Origin of the sequence: Tenacibaculum amylolyticum (genome assembly GCF_964511145.1) — a bacterium.
Classification (GTDB): domain Bacteria; phylum Bacteroidota; class Bacteroidia; order Flavobacteriales; family Flavobacteriaceae; genus Polaribacter; species Polaribacter amylolyticum.
Window position 1 is genome coordinate 59,773 of record NZ_CAZEFZ010000076.1, and the last position, 20,044, is coordinate 79,816.

Below are 20,044 nucleotides of genomic sequence, written 5' to 3' on the forward strand. Positions count from 1 at the left end.
CGAATGATGATGAAAAAACACGAACATTGGTTTACCTTAGAAATTAAACATCCTTATTTTTATAATAAGGAATGTCCAGTTTTCGATTTGTTACCTACCCCAGAAACACTTCGAATTATGAAGAATTATGATATTCGTTTTCAAAAACTCAACAATCAATATCATTTTTATGCAGAAGTAGCTCCATCAAAAAAGATATGGGAAGAACTAAACACTGCTGAAGATTTGTTTTTCCAACTTATCAATTCAGATACTAGTTTTGATACTTATACCGATATCGTTTTACCTAAAAAAGAAGACAGCATAACCTATATTACAAATACTAAAATTGTAAATCGTTTTAGTAATGAAATGACTATTACTCCTACGACAAATTTGTCCGTACGCCCATTAATTTTCAACCAGTCTGTTTCTAAAGACGAAGCGACTAACATTGCTCTCAAAAAAGACAGTCAAGAAGTTTTTTCAAGTCAATCTCAGGAAAAGCAATCTGTAATTCCTATAGACATTCGTGCTTTTGGAAGTGGTATATATGAACTATGGATAAATGGTAGTTTAACTACGAACTTTTTTGGTTCAGCCAGTTCTTTAACTACGAACTGCTACGGTATTCTACATATAAATATGAGAAATGTGTTAGAATCTTTAAAAGAAAACACACTTCCTGTATTAACCGCAAATTTTGATGTAAGAGACACCTATAAAGAATACTTGATAATTGTTCCTAGCAACAAAAAAATTAATATTAAAAGCATGCATATAGAATCCCCTGAAAACGAAGAATATGCAGCTCCAGAAAAAAGGATGGTTTTCGACAATAAAGAAGAAGCTACAGTATTTACCTCAATAAATCCGATAGCTCTTCAACAAAAAGTTACAAATCACCCAGTATTGAAAATTCAATACACCCATCAGTTTTCAGATGTATTATTAGAATTGGATATTAAAATGCCAACTCCAAAAGTTACATCCGTGATTACTAAAACGAAAAACAATGAGAATGCATACTATTCTCAAACTATAATTTATGTCTAACCTTTTAAAAAAAGAAGAATGTCAGTAACAGAAATGAAAACACCTGGAGTGTACATCCAAGAACTCGATGCTTTTGGAAATGCTGTTGTTCCTGTACCTACCGCAGTCCCAGCTTTTATTGGGTATACTGGAGAAATCAGTTATAACGGTAAACATCTGGTAAACAAAGCAGTTAAAATTACATCGCTAGCCGAGTTTTATGCAATTTTTGGAAGTACTCCTCCACAAATCCAATTTACGTTAGCAGCAGTACCAGCTGCACCTGCTCCAAAACCTGCTAATCCAGCAGACAATTCTAAAAAGAAAACTACAGACCCAGCAAACAATGCTGATGCTGCAGCAACTGTTGAGCCAGATTTTTATATTGGAGAAACAGGGTACACCTTAACAACAAGTACTGTAAACTATAGATTATTTAGTGCCGTAAAATTCTTCTATGAAAATGGAGGAGGTACTTGTTATGTTGTTTCTACTGGAAAATACGATCCAGCTGCTACAAGTTTATCAGCTACAAAACCTTTTGAAGATGCTTTAACGGTATTAGAAAAAGAAACGGAACCTACTATGATTGTAGTTCCAGATGCTATAGAGCTTAGAGACGATACAGCTACTGATTTTAAAGACAAGTATGCTCTATGTTATACCTTACAAGGAGAGTTAATTAATCACTGTGGACAATTAGCTACTCGTGTTGCTTTATTAGATATTCCTGGTGGATATACAGAGCCTAAAGTTGGTACTACTAGTGTAGAAGCATTTAGAAATGCAGTAGAGCCTACTTTGCCTAAATTTAATAGTTATGCTGCTGCATATTATCCATGGTTACATACTACGGTAAATCAATTAACAGATATTTCTTACGGTAACATAGCAGCTGCTAGTGTTAATGCTGTTAAAACTGTATTGAATGCTGAGTTTCCTGGAACTACAGATCCAAAAACAAAGAAGGCCGTACAAAACCCTATGACAAAATACATCAATGCACTGTTTGCAAAAACTCCTGCTGCTGATGGAATTACACAAGATAAAGCAGATTCTGTTCTTAAAAACTTAAGTGCTTCGTACAAGTTAATCTTGAAGCACATGTTGGAAAAACTAAACTTAATGACTCCTAGTGCTGCTATGGCTGGTATTTATACAGTAGTAGATAATAACGAAGGTGTTTGGGTTGCTCCAGCAAATGTAGGTGTACAAGGTGTAATTGCTCCTGCTATTAAAGTAGATCATAAAAAGCAAGAAGACTTAAACATGCCATTAGATGGTAAATCTGTATGTGCTATTAGATCATTCCCAGGAAAAGGAGTATTAGTTTGGGGAGCTAGAACATTAGATGGAAACTCAAACGATTGGAGATATATTAACGTACGTAGAACTTTAATCTACTTAGAGCAATCTGTAAAAGAAGCTGCTAGTGCTTATGTTTTTGCACCAAACGATGCAAAAACTTGGGTTTCTGTAAAAAGTATGATTAGCAATTTCTTATTAGGCGTTTGGAACCAAGGTGGATTAGTAGGACCTAAACCTGCAGATGCATTTTCTGTAAGCGTAGGATTAGGAAGTACTATGACTGGAGATGATATTTTAAACGGACGTATGATTGTAGCTGTTAAAGTTGCTGTTTCACATCCTGCTGAATTCATTGAAATTACCTTCCAACAAGAAATGCAAAAAGGATAAAAACAAGATTAAAAATATTAACCAATTTTAAAAATATATCATTATGGCAGATGATGGATCAAAACAAGGCTCAGTATGGCCATTAACTAAATTTTATTTTACCGTTAGTTTAGGCTCTCAAGATAATACCGCTTCTTTTCAAGAAGTATCTGGTTTAGATACAGAAACCCAAGTAGTAGAATACAGACATGGAGATAGTAAAACATTTAGTACTATTAAAATGCCTGGTTTAGCTAAATTTAGTAATGTAACTTTAAAGAAAGGAGTTTTTGTAAAAGACAATAACTTCTGGAAATGGTACGATGCTATAAAAATGAACACCATTAAAAGAGAAACTGTAGTTATCAAATTATTAGATGAGTCAGGTTCTCCAACAATGACATGGACATTAACCAATGCATGGCCTACTAAAATTACTGCTACCGATTTAAAATCTGATGCAAACGAAGTTGCAGTAGAAACTTTAGAATTAGCACATGAAGGTTTAACTATTGCAAATAGTTAACATATATGAGTGATTATCCATTACCGGGTTTTTATTTCAGACTCACATTTCCATTAGAACTAGGACTCGCCGATACCTCTTTTAAAGAAGTATCGGGGATGTCCATGGAAATGGGTATAGAAGAAATTGCAGAAGGTGGAGAAAACCGATTTAAACATCGGGTTCCTACTGGAGCAAAATATCAAAACCTTGTATTAAAACGCGGAGTTACTTCAAGTATCTCTGCATTATCTCTATGGTGTGAAGCAACTATTGGAGGAGGATTATCATCAACCATCATTACGCAAACTGTCATTTTAAGTCTTTTAGATGAAGATAGTTTTCCGATAAAGAATTGGAGTTTTGTGAATGCTTGGCCAGTAAAATGGGAGTTTTCACCTTTAAACTCTATGAATAATGAAATTTTGATAGAAACCTTAGAATTATCCTACGATTATTCGCTAGTAATTTAAAACATGCCCATAGAAATAAGAGAATTAGTTATTAAGGTAAAAGTAGAAGAATCAATGGCACCTTCATCACAATCTTTAGACATGAATATGCTTAAAGAAACGGTGGCCAACTTATGTAAGAAAGAAGTAAAAAAACAATTACAAAAACTAAAAGAGCGTTAGTTAAATGTCAAAAGATTTAATGACAATTACGGCTTATTCAGATAATGAATATTCTAGTGAAACAGGAGACAGTTGTACTGTACAAATAAATCCTGCTTCTTATACACACGAACATAGTATCGAATACAATAAATTTCAACCAGTAGGTTCACCAGGCACTTCTGTTTGGTATAAAGGAACTGCACCTGAAAAAGTTTCTTTCGATATTTTTTTCGATGCAACTGGTGCTATTAGTACAAGTAGTTTGAGTAGTTTATTATCTTCTTCTACTTCGGTTTCAGACCAAATAGATACCTTTAAAAGTACCTGTTTTACCTATAATGGAAGTATTCATGAACCGAATTATTTAATTCTTTCTTGGGGTACACTTGTTTTTAAATGTAAACTAGTTTCTCTCAATATTTCATATACGCTGTTTCAAAGTGATGGTACTCCATTACGTGCTAAATTAAGTGTGGCTTTTGAAAGTGCAATTTCTGCAGATGATATTGCTGCAGAGGCAGATAATCAGTCACCAGATCTTACGCACTTTATAGAAATAAAAGAAGGAGATACTTTACCGCTAATTTGTTATAAAATCTATGGAGATAGCAGTTATTATACAGAAGTAGCTAGTTATAATAACATTCTAAATTTTAGAGATATTGCTCCTGGTACAAAATTATATTTACCACCCTTAAAGTAAGTTGATATATGGCAAGTTCTCCAATTATAAGTGGCAATAATTTAGTATCCTTTACCATTACTTCTGAAGGAAGTGCAATTCCTGATTCGTATGGAGTAATGAGTGTAAACATTACACAAGCTATAGATACTATTGCACAAGCACAAATTACTATAAGAGATGGAAATCCGTCTACTCAAATGTTTGAAATTGCAGATGCAACTACATTTCAAACAGGGAATACGATTGAATTATCTTTAGGGTATGCCAATGATACTACAACCGTATTTTCTGGAGAAGTTACAAAGCAATCTGTAAAAATAGACGATTCTGGAACTACATTTCAAGTAACGTGTAAAGACACTTTGGTAAAATTAGTGACCAGTAAAAGTAAAACCGTATTATCTGATTCGTTAGACAGTGATGCTATTCAGCAAATTGTTGAAAATGCTGGTTTTTCGGCAGAAATTACAGACACAACTGTAACCAAAGAGAAAATCATTCAATACCAAGCAACAGACTGGGATTTTATTGTAAGTAGAGCACAACGAAATGGAATGGCCGTTGTAACAGACAATGGAACTTTAAATGTAAGTGCTATTTCTGTAGATAGTGATCCTGTACTCGAATTAGAATATGGTAGAGATATTATGGAAATGGACATTGAATTGGAAGCTGTAGAACAACTCAATTCAATCACATATAATTCTTGGTCGCTTTCAGATCAAGAAACAGTGAGTTCAGAAGCTAGTGAACCTACTACAAACGACCAAGGAGATGTTTCGGAATCTGATTTAGAAGAAGCAACAGATAATGATGATACCATTTTCACATCTGTTCCTTTTACTCAAGATGAAACACAAGAAGTTTCAGATGCAATGTTGTTACGACTGCGAATGTCTAAATTCCGTGGAAGCATTTCATTTCCAGGATCAGCAGACGTAAAACCTAACACCTTAATTTCTTTAACTGGATTAGGAACTCTTTTCGATGGAGATGCTTATGTATCTAGTGTACAGCATAGTATTTCTAGTGGAAAATGGACTACTGAAGTACAAATTGGAGTGCCACCAGAATTTCATGATCAAAAGGTAAAATCAGCACCTTCTGAACCAGAAATAAAAGAAACGTTAATCGATGTAAAAGGACTACAAGTTGGTATTGTTCAAGATGTATATGATGAAGATGGTGGTGAATTTAGAGTACAAGTAGAAATCCCAATGTTAAACGATACCACCGAATTTGTTTGGGCTCGTTTAGCTTCTTTTTACGCAAGCAGTTCTTTTGGTGCTTATTTCTATCCAGAAGTAAACGACGAGGTTATTTTAGGTTTTGTAGATGGAAATCCTGCTTATCCTGTAGTTTTAGGAAGTATGTATAGTAGTTCTTTAACTCCTGCAGATTCTGTAATTCCTTCCGATAGTGACAATAATCTCAAATCGTTAATTACTAGAAGTCAATTACAAATGCAATTTGATGATGAAAATATTGTAATGACGTTAGTTACTCCAAATGGTAATACAATTGTATTAAGCGATCAAGATGAAAGCATTACAGTTACCGATCAAAATAGCAATCAAATACAAATGAATAGCGATGGTATTACCATACAAAGTAGCGCTGCTATGACTTTAAAAGCTAGTGATGGTGTTACGATAGAAGGATCATCTGTAGAAATTAAATCGGATTCAGATGATATAACGATTACCAGTAGCGGATCTTTATCTGGTTCGGCTTCTCAATCGTTAAAACTAAGTGGAAGTAGTGATGCAACTGTGAGTAGTAGTGGTACAACAAGTGTAAGTGGTTCAACTGTTAATTTGAATTAACCTATGAAATTAAAAAAACAAGACTTTCAAAAACACAACCTCTTCTTAGGAACAGGATGGAGCTTCCCTCCTACATTTCATAAAGAAAGTTCTTTAGGAGTAGAAATGGTTTCTAATGAGCAAGATATACGACAGTCGTTACAAATATTATTCAACACAAAAGTTGGAGAACGTTTAATGAACCCAAGATATGGTTGCGATATTTATGCTTATTTATTTGAATCTATCTCAAACTCTAGGGTGCATTTAATTACTGAAACTATTAAAACAGCCATTTTAAGATACGAACCTAGAATTAAACTTATTAAAGTATATGTAGATGAATCGCAATATTTAGATGGCGTTATTAAAATTAATTTAGACTATCGAATTCCATTAACAAACACCCGATTTAACTTAGTATTCCCTTACTATAAAATTGAAGGAACTGATATTCCAGATTTATACAAAAGAGCTGCAAAACAGCCAACAAGTATTGCTGAATTAGTAGCAATGCACAAAAACAAGAATCAACAATAACAATACAACAGTTAAGCCGCCTTGTGGATGATGCAAAGAAGGAAAGGAACCATACAACGTAATAGAATAAATAACAAACTCTTAGATCCAGAGTTTCAAATAGACGAACGTACATTCGACGATTTATTGGCTTACATTGTATCGTATGTAGAGCATATTAACTATTATACTACTGAAAATGTAATTGATGGCAATTGGAGGAGTTTAGTAGAGCAAGATCCTGTTATTTATATTATAGGAATTATTAAAGAACCTATAGAGAGTTTACATCAGGACGATAAACTTCCCATAGAAATAATTCAAATCTTATTAGATTGGTATACCAAAATAGAAGCTTGGTATCATACTTTATTACATTTTAAAGAATTAGTACTTGCAGATAAAATAAGAAATGTACTCTTAGATGTACTGCACGAAAAAAAAGAAGTACTACAAAATATCGTTAGTTTTTACTCAAATGAAACTACGACTAACGATACCTCAAATGTGGTGAATTCTTATATAGATGCACATGAGAATGATGAAGAATTTGATTTAGCAGAAACAGCACATACATTTCGAAAAATGGTCTTGTATATACAGAATTTCACAAGACAACATTTAAGCACCAACCTTTTCAACAAGAAAAATCATATGCCTAATAATGCAATGTATATTGCATTTTCTATTCTATTTCAAAAAATACAGGCAGAAATAAATAATTTATCACAAAGACATTTAGACTTTTATTATAATGACGTTTTACAACAAACACTTTCCAAAGGAATACCTACAAAAACAGTAGTTTGTTTTGAGTTAACACAAAAATCGCAAGGAACTTTAATTCCTGAAAACACTCCATTAATTGCAGGTAAGTTATTCGAAAGTAAGAAGAACATTCTTTTCGAAACTAACAAACCATTATTAGCCGTTTCTCTTGAAATAGCAACCTTGCAAACCTTTTATTTAAATAGAAGTCCGTTTATAAAAGTAGGTACCAATACACCTACCATAGCCAATATCATTAAAAACACACTTATTTCCAATGCAAAAGCAAATGAAATAGGAAACAATTCGTTGTTTGGTGCCAATGAAAACACTATTATAGACTCTGAAATAGCTTCAGAAACAATTACAGATATTGGTTTTATGATTGGTTCTCAAGTATTATTTCTTGAGGAAGGAGAACGAGAAATAATCATTACGTTTAAACTCGACAAAGAATCTTCTGATAATACATTGTGGAAGCTACTTCATGAGATGAAAACCAATCAAAACCTTCCTTTAGATGTTATTTTTAATATGGTTTTTGAAGAAGCCTTTATTATATCTTATACAACAACTAAACAATGGGAAGAAGTTTCATCATATTATGTTCAATTTGATGAAATAGCAAATACACTTAAGATCTCTTTTAAAGTTCACAATACGCTGCCAGCTATAGCACCTTTAGCCACAGAAAAGAATTATACATGGCCAATGGTAAAAGTGCTATTATCTGAATACGCGCCAATTTATGCATATTCATTCTTTAAAGGGTTACAAATTGAATTAATTACAATTAATGTAAACGTTACTGGAATAAAAGATTTAGCAGCATACAACAATTTAGGAAAAGTAGCTTTAAACAAACCTTTCCATTTATTTGGCAATTCTCCAGAAGTAGGAAATTACTTATTAATTGGAAAAAGTGAATTATATAAAAAAGAACTCTCCGAAATTGATATACATATAGAATGGGATACAATTCCAACCAATAGCGGTGGATTTGACACCTATTACAAAGAATATTCAAAAGAATTTACCAATAGTTCTTTCCTTATAGAAACCTCAGCATTATCTAATGGATATTGGTTTCCTAGAAAACAAATAGAAAAAGAACAAACAACGCTTTTTAGCACAATTCCTTTTATTACACCAGAAGGTTATGATAGCGTACAGTTAGCTGAAGAAAGAACAATTACCTTAAAAAATTTAGATAAATATCAATTAGATAGAAATTTCTCATTGAAAGATCCTTTAACTTATACGGTAAATACAAATAGTGGTTTTTTAAAGCTTACGTTCTCTGCTCCAGAAGCTGGTTTTGGTAAAGAAATATATAGAAAAGATTACGCAACTATTGCTTCTGATAATGCAAAGAACAATACTTCTAATCCATTACCAAACAAACCTTTTGTACCTAAAGTAAAACAACTTTCGTTAAACTATAGCGCCAGAGATTATATCTATTTTAACAATGCATTCGATGCTACTTCCTATGATGTCCTTGGCGATTTTATTCACATTACACCTTTTGGGTTAGAACGTGTAGTAAGAGATAATAAAGTGTATAAAGACACCATAGTTTCTAATTTTGAAGGAGAAGGTTATTTATATATAAAACTTACTAAAATACAAGGAGATAGTACCATTTCCTTATTTTTCGATTTAAACAATACCAATCCAGAATATTGTGAGTATACCGACAATGTTGTTTTAGAATACAAAAAAATAGACCGTTGGATTCAACTACCCAAAAAGAATATCATTTCTGATGGTACAGACCAATTAAGTAAATCTGGAATTATAGAACTATTATTACCTAGTTACAGAACAGAAATTATAAATGAAACATTTGAATTACGTTTTGTTGCTAAAAACGAGGCTTATAAATACCCTACTATTAACGGAATTTATCCTAATGCAGTAGAAGCAAGTTGCACAAGTGATGATGTTACTGTTATTGGGAAAAAAGTCCCTGCAGGTAGTATTGTAAAAACCGCTAAAAAAATTCCTGAGCTTAAAAAAATAAATCAACCTCAAGATTCCTATAATGGGAAGCTTCCAACGCCAGAAACGTTATTTTATACAGAAGTAAGTGAACGTTTACGTCATAAAGACAGAGCTTTAACTATTTGGGATTATGAACATTTAGTATTGCAATATTTTCATGAAGTAGTTGCTGTAAAGTGTACCAACTTAGATCAGAATTTTAAACCCAAGGCAGGTAGAATTACTCTTGTTGTATTGTCTAATTTATGGAAACACGATAACCATCATTATTTCAATACAAATGAATTAAGTGCCATTCATCAATTTATAAAAAGTAAAGCCAACTCTTTTATTAAAATCAAAGTTCAAAACCCAACCATAGAATCACTTTTAGTAACTGCCATTGTTACTTTTGAAACAAACGATCAAGGTGGTTATTACATCAACGCTTTAAACGATGAATTTAATAAATACCTCTGCCCTATTTCTCATGAAAACTCAACCACTGTAGCTGGGATTGGAGGAACTGTTGTACCTAGAATGTTACGAAGTCATATCGAAAACCTACCATATATTCAATCTGTTCAAAAATTAGAAATTGAGCATATTGTTAAAAAAGGACTCGATAATTTTTCTTTAAATATTTATGAAGAAAATGCGGAAATAAAACCTACCAAACCATGGTCTATGTTAGTTCCGAAAACAAAGCATAATATTTATTCATCATTAATATTACAAGACGAAACTATTGAAGAAATAGAACGTCAAAATTTTAGAATTGGCGTAGATTACATTATTGCAGGAGACAATGATAATATTCAAGAAATTTCTGAAGCAGATTTAACAGCTTCAGAAGAAGAAAATACTGAGCTAAAAAGCTCAACTGAACATACATCACAGGTAGCAACTCCTGATGACGATAAACCAAAATCGAATACGATTTTGAATTTTAGAATAAAATAAAGACCACTCTAAATATAAAAACATTGAAAATAAAGTTATTAAACAGGCAAAGTCTTAAAGTATTATTTACCGCTGGAGCAAGACCCAAAGAAAGCAATTTCTTTAGTTTGATAGACTCTATGGTAAACAAAGTAGACGATGGTATTTCTAAAACTGAAGAAGATGGATTAATCCTTTCTCCAGAAGGAAAAGAATCTGATAAAGTAATTAGTGTTTACCAAAACGTAGAAGATGAATTAGCACAATGGAGTGTTTCTTTAAATCAAGAAGACGATAAATCACTTTCTGTAATTACTCCAATTACAAAAACAGAACATACCAATGTACTTACCTTTCAAAAATCTGGAAATGTTGGTATTGGAACTCAAAAACCTAAAACTACTTTAGAAGTAGCAGGTACTTTAGGAGTAGATACACGTATTGGTACTTATAAAATAGGAACAGTTCCTGCTGATGGACAATGGCATAATATTGTCACTGGTTTAGATGGTTGTGTTGCTTTTGAAATTATGGCACAAGTTGGTAAAAAGAAAAAAGGACGTTATGCTTTATTACATGCTCATGCCTTGAGTACTTTTGGAAGGTCGCGTCATAAAATTAGAAAAACACAAGCGTATTATGGTTGGTGTTGGAACAAAATAGCTATCCGATTTACAGGTTCTACTTATAATTATTCACTACAATTAAAAACTCGCTCTAATTATGGACCAGGGTTAAAAATCAAGTACCATATTTCCAAATTATGGGATACTAATATGGAAACTTTATTTAATGATTAATGACAGTTTATTTGTAGATGGAGAATAAAGGATATATTTCTAAAAAGAAAAAAGGAGATAGTTTATATGAAGAACTACATCAAGAGGTATTAGAACTACTTCAAAGATTAAGTGGCGATGTATGGACAGATTATAATGAGCACGATCCTGGAGTTACATTACTTGAAAATATATCGTATGCTATTACAGAATTAGCATATAAAACAAAATTGCCTGTAGCAGATATTTTACAATCTTCAAAGCAATCAACTTTAGATTCTGGAGATAACGGACTCTTTATTGCTTCAGATATTTTAACAACCAATCCTGTTACTTTTAAAGACTATAGAAAAATCTGGATAGACCAAATACAAAATATTAAGAACGTTTGGATTTATCCTGTAGATAATTATGAAAAAGAATTAAATAACATTAAAGGATTATTACATGTATATGTAGAAAAGTACCAATATCATGTTCATCCTGAGCTAGAGCAAAAAGAAAATGATGAAATTAAAACACAAATTAAACAGATATACGAACAACACAGAAATCTATGCGAAGGGCTATACGATATAGAAGTATACAAACCTTTAGCATTGGTTATTGAGTTACGAATTGTATTATCTGATACTGTAGATGGTGAAGAAGTACTTGCTAATATTTTACATCAAGTAAATGATTACTTAGCTCCAGAAGTAAGTTATTACTCTTTAAGTCAATTACAAGAAGAAGAAATTAGTGTTAACGATATTTTTAACGGTCCGTATTTAGCAAATGGTTTTATCCGTGAGGAAAACTTAAAAGATCCTCTGGAAATTATTGAGATTTCAGAAATCATTAAAATCATTTCAAAAATCTCAGGTGTTATTAACATTAATAGTTTCTCTTTAAGTTATATCAACCCAAAAACACAGCAGTCACATGTAATTAGAGATCGTTTCAGAATTCCTAAAAACATGACAGCCAGAGTACTTTTCCCCACTTCTAATGAAAAGTTGGTATTTCAAAACTCCGATGTTACTTTTTATCCAGATTTAGCACAAACCAAAAAACAACTCTCATTTATTCAAGCATTAGTTGCCAGTAAATTTAAAGCGGCCTCTAATTCTTCCAATACTATTTTAATTCCGAAAGGAGTTTTGCAAGACATTAATTACTACTTTCCTATTCGAAAACAATTACCAGAAATTTATGGTGTAGGAGATCGTGGAATTAGTGGAAACGCAGCACCATTAAGACAAGCACAGGTAAAGCAATTACAAGCGTATTTATTACCATTTGATCAGTTAATAATTAACTTTTTAGCACAACTTTCTAATATTTATACGCTATTTGATATTCATGGAAATCAACATGCAACTTATTTTACCAATAGCATTCCAGATGTAAAAGAATTATTACACTTAGTACAGCCACCTGATACGAATTTAAGTATTGAAGAAACAGAACGGTATTGGGAAATGGTGACGAATGATTTGAATACATTCTTTGACAATAATGCTTCAGAACGTTTGAACCAAGTAGCAGATCAATTATTAGCGCGATATGCAGAAGCTTTTCAAACGTATTCTTTAATAAAAATTAATAATACCAGTTATGGAAATCTGGTACCTGAAGAACGTTTTAAAAAACATTTATTAGCTTCAAAACAACAATTAATTCGAGATTATGGAGCCATTAGTTATCATCGATCTAAAGCTGCAGATTACGATAATTTTCCGTCAGAAAATGAAATTCTTTTAAAACAACCTCTAACAGGCGTCTTTAAAAAAATAGCTATTCTTACAGGAATTCAAGATCTACAAATTGGAACATTTACCAAAGCCATAGAAGCTTCAGGTATAACGATTCATTCACAAAATGAAGAAATTAATATTATTGTTCAAGAGATTGAGATAGACACTCCTGAAGAACACATAGAAATTGATGAAATAAATTATACAATTAAAAACGAAACTACTGAAGATCGTTTGTATGAAACCATGCATTATGCAGGAGATGAAGATAGCTTATTAAACGATGTATTAAAATACGGTATTCAAGAAAATCGTTATTCAATTGTAAAAGCAACAAATCCAAAAGAGGCTTATGAAAATCAAAATGAAGAACCACAGGAAGAAGGCGAAGAAACTTCAGAACACGAAATAGCTGCTGAGGATACAAAAAGTGATGTCACGGCTTTAAATGAAGACCAAACGCAAACTGATGAAAGTTCACAAAAAAGTGTAACAGACGAAATTTTAGAGGACGAGCAAGCTTTTGAAGAAATCCTTGAGGAATTAAAAGAAGAATTAGATGAAGATGATGTAGAAACAGAGAAAGACGTAATAGATGAAATTTTAGAAGACGAAGAAACTTTCGACGAAATTCTTGAGGAACTAAAAGAAGAATTACAAGAAGAAGATGATTCCATAGAACAATACTATGTACTTCATAAAAAAGGCACAAAAAAATCGAACATTGTACATATTGCAGATACTAGAGAAGATGCTCAAAAAGCGATAGATAAGTCTATAAATTATTTACTTACTATTAATCAACAAAGCGAAGGTTTTTTAGTTTTAGAACACGTTTTACTTTTACCTGATTATTTAGATAGTGCTTTTGGTTTTGAAATTGATTTTTCTTTATTAGATGATTCTTTATCTGTAGTACTTACGCATTATCATAAAATTCATTTTGCAAGGCGAGATGAAATTTTAGACACACTAGCCTTAGATTTAGCTACAGATGAATTACGCTACGATACGCTCACAGAAGCTACAGGTTTTCGTTTGGCAATACGTGCTGCAGATGGCGATGTTCTAGCTGTTTCAAAAGATACATACAAGACTGCGAACAAAGTTCAAGCTGTAATTACTTCTTTGCAACAAATTGCTTCACATACAACAAAGGAAGCAATTGAAGAAATTGCAAAATGTTATGTTTACTACGGAACGCATCCTGTAGATGAACAATTTTTCTCTTTTCAAATGAGTATTGTACTTCCATCTTGGCCAGTTCGTTTCCAAAATGAAAACTTTAAACGAGTTTTTGAGAATACCGTATACGAAGAAATCCCAGTTCATATTGTATCAAACTTACACTGGTTGCATTTTAGAGAAATGCAAAATTTCGAGTTACTTTACTTTAAATGGTTAGAGTTATTTCAATTAGAAACTCCTGATTATTCAGAGAAAGAACGACTTCATTTCTATGCTTACGAATTAGTTTTATTATTACAACGCTTACAACGTGAGTAAAGAACAAACACATATCATAAAAAGTCAACAATATGAAATTGAATTAGACGATTCAACAAAAAGTTATGCATATCAATCAAAAATAAGTCAACTACAAGAACATAGTATCCAAGGAATTTTACAAAAAGTAATGGACTCTTTCCATTCTCCTGAATATTTAGATACTTATGATGAAATTGTACTAGATTTAGGAACCATTGCACCTGGAAATTTCGACAGAGAATTAGGATATAAAATAGAAGAAGCTTTCACACAATTTTTTCAAAGTAATAAGTATAACGGAACTTTACTTAAAGGAAATAGGAAACTTATTCATAAAACACAAATAGATAAACTGCTGTTTTTCCTTAAAAATGGTTACTTACAATGGGATGTACCTTCTAGTGAAAATCCAGCTACTTTATTAATTGAAGCCTTACAACATGATAAAGAGCAAGTCATAAAAATCTTAAAACAAGAAGGACGAAAAGAAACTATTCGAAAACGACTTATAACACAATTACAAGATACATCTCTAGAACAAATTGTGATTGCTTTAAAAAGTGATGAAGCTCCATATATCAACCAATCTCGAAAAGATATTATTGTACATCAGAAACAGCATAAACTGGTAGCTACAACTCAAAGTTATTTTAGAGATGCTATTTGGGATATTATTCTAGCATATGTTTTCACGCAAGTTACGAGCTATACCAATCAAAAAAACTTTTTAAAATACATTATTCAAAAAGTAGCAGCTAAGTATAATGTAACCTATAAAAACTTATTAAAAAGAATTGCTGAGGGATCTAAAAAAACATCGCTGCAAAATGCACCCAATTTCAGTAAAATAGTAACGCAGTTAGAAGAAGAATTGAATGCTAAAACTAAGACAATAACACAACAAGAAACGAGTGATTTTGCAAGCATATTTCAATATTATCTGCAATATAATGCACTTCCATCTTCAAGTAAACTTTCTTCTATCTATCTTTTTTCTAGTCAGTTAAAAACATTTATAAAACGTGAGCCTGTCAAGTTTCATGCAATCTTACGAGAACACATTCGAAACAAAAACACGCACGATATTGTTTTTATAGATCGTTTACCATTATCTCTGTTAACATATATTGTAGAACAAACAAACGATCCTACTCTACAGATTTTTAGCAACTTTTTTTCAAAACTGAAAACAATTGCTGTTCAAAACTCTATTAATTCTAAAGTATTACAAATACTAGAAACCAAACTGGGGTATATTTCTTTAAAGACTTATATAGCACTTCAAAAAACAAAAGAAACACCTCTTAAGGCATTACTTTTTGAAATTATAGAATCGCAAGTTTTAGATCTTGAGTTTATTCAAATTCTAAATATTTACACACAAGAGATACAAGTACCTTCAAATTCGTTTCTTATTTCGTTTGTTGAAGAATTTTTAAAAGATGCAAAGGAAAACACTAACATTAGTACTGCACATTCTGATGAATTTAACGCATATTCTCAACAATTATATACTTATTACACAAAGCAAAAAATAGTTTCATTTAGTCAATATCAAGCAGATTTAGCAATCAAAAATTACAATACTAATTCGTATAAATTTGTAATTGCTTTGCTAGCTGTTGTTGCTAAGAATCATAATTATTCTCAAAAACATTTAATCGATTGGATTACACAACGATTCATCGAATTGCAAAAAAAAGAAGTGCAAATTGCTGCTATTTTTATTGAAGTAATTCAAATATTACAATCCTTAACTATTTCAAATGATATTGTAAAAGCAATTGCATTTGTAAGAGAATTATTAGAAAAAACAACTTTAGAAAAAAAGCCATCAGAAACCAACCGTAATCCTCAACAAATTATTTCTGATGCTGCATTACAGCAATTTTTAACTACGCTTAAAAGTTTATTTTTCAATCGTACGCAAACATCTTTAGTTACAGATATTACAACGTTGCTACATACATTTTCTGAACGACATGCTGTTCAACCTAAAGCAATCATCGAATATGTACAACAAACAGCTACTCATATACAAATTCCTCAATTTCTCATAGCGTTGTTACAACAAGCAGCTAGTTCAGAAACTACTATACAAACAATTACAGAAGAAAACGATCAATATGCTTTAGATGTGGTTGCTTACTTTTTTTCTAAAGGAAATTTACCTTGGTGGACTATAGAAACAACAAAGGTTTCCTTACGAAAAGCAATGCATATAGTATTACAACAGTATCCTGAACAATTTATAAAGTGGTTTAAAAAGTCATCTTTCCAAAAAACAGCTATAGATCGTATGGATAATGCATTGTATGAAACATTCATTACTCAAATTACAACTCCTTTAGAAAAACCTGTACTTGCAATTAAACATCTTTTTGAAGTATTCCTAACAAAAGATCTAGCCAGTGTACTACATATTGCCCCACAACAACAAAAAGAATTCAGATATACATTGCTTCAATCATTGCATAAAAACAACTCTTTTGATTCTGTTGTTATAACACAGTTTTTACTAAATGAACTAAGCAATAGTTTAAAGTTTAATAAAGCACAATTGCATGCTATTTTATTAGAAAGAATACAAGCAAATACTAATTCCGTAGCACATCTAAAAAAGGTAAAACAATGGTTAACCGATCAAGTAATAACACCTAAGTTTCAATTCGAAGAAACATTACAAAAAATTGATACTGGTGGTTCGTGGAAATCAATTGTAGCAATCAAAAATTCAGAAGATATCTTAAAACAGATTACTTCCATTTATAAAAACAAACCACAAGAAATTCGCTTTTATCTAAAACGTATTTCTTTTAGGCGAAATTTATTACAACAACTCAACTTACGAGATCAAAAAGCATTATTACAAGAGTTAATTTCTAGTGAAGAGCAAACACAGCTTCAAACTATTTTCGATATGTTTAAAAAATTCAGAAAACGAATTACAGCACAAACATACGAAGCTATATGGTTGTATTTTGTAGATCGATTCTTAGTGAAAATAGCCATTAACTCGACTCACAGTTGGTCTATTAACGAATGGAGTATTCTTATTTTAAATAGCATTAATACAATACAAAATACCAATACTATAAACTCTTTAATTGCTGAAGCTATACTTCCTAACAATACAATTTCGAAGGAAATTTCAGAAAATGTAGTGCAGCTTATTGAAGAAGAAAAAAAGCAAAAAGAACAAGATCTAGCAGAAGAAATTCCAATTGTAATTGAAAAAGAAACTATAGAAGGAACTGTATTTATTGAAAATGCAGGAATTGTGCTTTTAGGTCCTTACATACCAATGCTATTTGAACGTATGGGACTTACTGAAAACAAAATATTTAAAGACGATGCTGCAAAACAAAAAGCTCTATATGTTTTACAATATGCAGCAACAGGAAATACAGATCCTGAAGAGCATGTGTTATTACTTAACAAAATTATTTGCGATATAAATATCCACGAACCTTTAGGTCCTGTAGTTCCTTTAACTTCGGAAGAAATGTCTTTAATAGACAGTTTATTAGAAGCTATTATAAACCACTGGAGTGCTTTAGGAAATACTTCTGTAGAAGGTTTACGAGTTGCTTTTTTAACTCGACCTGCAAGTATTGTTGAAGAAGAAAAAAAGTTTGTAATGGTTGTAGAACAAAAATCATATGACATGCTGTTAGATCAAATTCCTTGGTCTATTGGACAATTGAGATTAAAATGGATGGAAAAATCAATAGAAGTATTATGGAGAACGTAAACCCGAAACTAGCAACACTTCAAAATGATATTGCTTGGCTAGAATCTATTATAGATGTTGGTCTTGCTTTGTACTTTAAAAATGAAACACAGTACACGAGTATTAAAGAACTAACTATGCCAGTTATTGTTGAAAATGATATTTCTGGTTACGCTCAAATATTACAAAAACACTCGTTTACTTTTGAAGAGCGATTAATTTTAATTACAGCTTTAGCCAGATATATTAAACCACAAATTTTAGATTTATTTCTATTAAAAAATAAAAGTATTGATGCCGAATTCTCAGAATTTGGAGGTGTTAAAAATGAAGGAAGTCGTGGTTTCATTCCTACCTTAGAAACAGTATGTTTTTTATTAGGAGGTGCAGATGACATTACTATACGAATGGACTTTATGCATTTACTGTACGAACATAATAAATTGTACAGTGAAGGTATTTTAACTGCACAAAAACACCCCGTAGAATTACGTGAACCTTTACAATTATCTGAAGAATTTTTAAGTCTTTTTATTACCAACAAAAAATTCGTTCCTAAATACAATTCAAAATTTCCTGCTACGGAAATTACTACAAAAATGGAATGGAAAGATTTAGTGTTAGAATCAAGTATTAAAAATCAGTTACTAGAAGTAAGAGAATGGCTAAAACATAGTTATTTAATTTTGAATGATTGGCAGTTAGATAAAACCTTAAAACCAGGATATCGAGTATTGTTTTATGGACCTCCCGGAACTGGAAAAACACTAGCAGCTACTTTATTAGGGAAATCTATTCAAACACCTGTATTTAGAGTAGATTTATCAGCCATTGTTTCAAAATATATTGGGGAAACCGAAAAAAATCTCGGACAATTATTTGATAAAGCAGCCTCTAAAGGATGGATTCTATTTTTTGATGAAGCAGATGCACTTTTTAGCAAACGAACAGATACCAATACTTCTAACGACAGACATGCCAATCAGGAAGTTGCTTATTTGCTACAACGTATAGAAAGCTTTGATGGTTTAGTAGTTTTAGCTACCAATTTACAAACAAATATTGATGAAGCTTTCTTAAGACGTTTTCAGAACACCATTAATTTCACCAAACCTAAATACAAAGAGCGTAAGGTTTTATTAGAGAATATGTTTGCCACTACTTTTGAAATTGAAGAAGGCGTTGCCGTACTAGATACGATTGCAGAAAAATACGAATTATCTGGTGGTGAAATGATTAACGTATTGCGTTATTGCGCTATTAAAGCTGCTAATAGTGGTGAAAAGAAAATTAACTATGCCAATATTATGACAGGCATTAAAAGAGAATATCAAAAATCAAATAAAATATTTAATTAAAACTATATACTATGGGAAACTTAGCATGTAACGGAGCCTCTTTATCTTGTTCTTTTGGATCTGCTTCTTCAACATTTACCGTATTACCTATAAACGAAGTAAATGCTGATAGTCAACCCGCAGCAACAATAGAAGATTATATTCCACTAGTAAATATCATGTCTTTTGGAGAATGTTCTTCTACTACCAATCCTACTGTATCTGCAGTTATTGCTGCAAGTAGCGGAGCAGAAACAACGGCACCTTGTATACCAAGTACAGTAACTCCTTGGACTCCTGGAATTTCAGATGTTTTTATTAATAATATGAATGTATTAGATGATGGAAGTACTTGTAAATGTTTATGGTTAGGTTCTATTTCTTTTTCAGATGCTGGAGAAGAAGATGTAACACCTTCTTAGTTTTTTAAGAGGCTATTAAGTCGTTACA

14 protein-coding genes are annotated in these 20,044 nt (G+C 31.7%); all 14 read left to right on the forward strand.

The window, feature by feature from the left end:
• Positions 1-3 precede the first annotated feature (3 nt).
• The 14 genes from ACKTTC_RS18245 to ACKTTC_RS18310 are packed head-to-tail and all read left to right on the forward strand — an operon-like array spanning position 4 to position 20,016.
• Positions 4-1,035, forward strand: a complete 1,032-nt coding sequence (locus ACKTTC_RS18245) for a hypothetical protein (protein ID WP_408041298.1) — start codon at positions 4-6, stop codon at positions 1,033-1,035.
• Between the two features lie 18 nt (positions 1,036-1,053).
• A complete protein-coding gene (locus ACKTTC_RS18250; protein WP_408041299.1) occupies positions 1,054-2,712 on the forward strand; it encodes a phage tail sheath family protein in 1,659 nt (552 codons plus the stop codon).
• A 43-nt stretch (positions 2,713-2,755) separates the two neighbouring features.
• On the forward strand, positions 2,756-3,217 hold the full coding sequence (locus ACKTTC_RS18255; protein ID WP_408041300.1) for a phage tail protein: 462 nt from the start codon (positions 2,756-2,758) through the stop codon (positions 3,215-3,217).
• A 5-nt stretch (positions 3,218-3,222) separates the two neighbouring features.
• Entirely contained in the window at positions 3,223-3,669 is a 447-nt protein-coding gene (locus tag ACKTTC_RS18260; protein WP_408041301.1) for a phage tail protein, read from the forward strand.
• A 3-nt stretch (positions 3,670-3,672) separates the two neighbouring features.
• Positions 3,673-3,831 carry a DUF5908 family protein gene (locus ACKTTC_RS18265; protein ID WP_408041302.1) on the forward strand — a complete coding sequence of 53 codons (159 nt, stop codon included), beginning with the start codon at positions 3,673-3,675 and terminating at the stop codon, positions 3,829-3,831.
• Between the two features lie 4 nt (positions 3,832-3,835).
• Entirely contained in the window at positions 3,836-4,516 is a 681-nt protein-coding gene (locus tag ACKTTC_RS18270; protein ID WP_408041303.1) for a CIS tube protein, read from the forward strand.
• A gap of 8 nt (positions 4,517-4,524) precedes the next feature.
• Complete coding sequence (vgrG, locus tag ACKTTC_RS18275; protein ID WP_408041304.1) at positions 4,525-6,324, forward strand: type VI secretion system tip protein VgrG; 1,800 nt, start codon at positions 4,525-4,527, stop codon at positions 6,322-6,324.
• 3 nt (positions 6,325-6,327) lie between these two features.
• Positions 6,328-6,843, forward strand: a complete 516-nt coding sequence (locus ACKTTC_RS18280; protein WP_408041305.1) for a GPW/gp25 family protein — start codon at positions 6,328-6,330, stop codon at positions 6,841-6,843.
• Positions 6,844-6,870: 27 nt separating this feature from the next.
• Positions 6,871-10,539, forward strand: coding sequence for a hypothetical protein (locus ACKTTC_RS18285; protein ID WP_408041306.1), 3,669 nt, complete (start codon positions 6,871-6,873; stop codon positions 10,537-10,539).
• Between the two features lie 23 nt (positions 10,540-10,562).
• Positions 10,563-11,318 carry a hypothetical protein gene (locus ACKTTC_RS18290; protein ID WP_408041307.1) on the forward strand — a complete coding sequence of 252 codons (756 nt, stop codon included), beginning with the start codon at positions 10,563-10,565 and terminating at the stop codon, positions 11,316-11,318.
• Positions 11,319-11,335: 17 nt separating this feature from the next.
• Positions 11,336-14,542, forward strand: coding sequence for a hypothetical protein (locus ACKTTC_RS18295; RefSeq protein WP_408041308.1), 3,207 nt, complete (start codon positions 11,336-11,338; stop codon positions 14,540-14,542).
• Complete coding sequence (locus ACKTTC_RS18300) at positions 14,535-18,278, forward strand: contractile injection system tape measure protein (protein ID WP_408041309.1); 3,744 nt, start codon at positions 14,535-14,537, stop codon at positions 18,276-18,278. The genes ACKTTC_RS18295 and ACKTTC_RS18300 overlap by 8 nt, the downstream gene beginning before the upstream one ends.
• Positions 18,239-19,615, forward strand: a complete 1,377-nt coding sequence (locus ACKTTC_RS18305; protein ID WP_408041310.1) for an ATP-binding protein — start codon at positions 18,239-18,241, stop codon at positions 19,613-19,615. Before ACKTTC_RS18300 ends, ACKTTC_RS18305 begins: the two co-directional genes overlap by 40 nt.
• Before the next feature lie 11 nt (positions 19,616-19,626).
• Positions 19,627-20,016: a DUF4280 domain-containing protein gene (locus ACKTTC_RS18310; RefSeq protein WP_408041311.1), complete on the forward strand. Its 390-nt coding sequence runs from the start codon at positions 19,627-19,629 to the stop codon at positions 20,014-20,016.
• Positions 20,017-20,044: the final 28 nt, after the last annotated feature.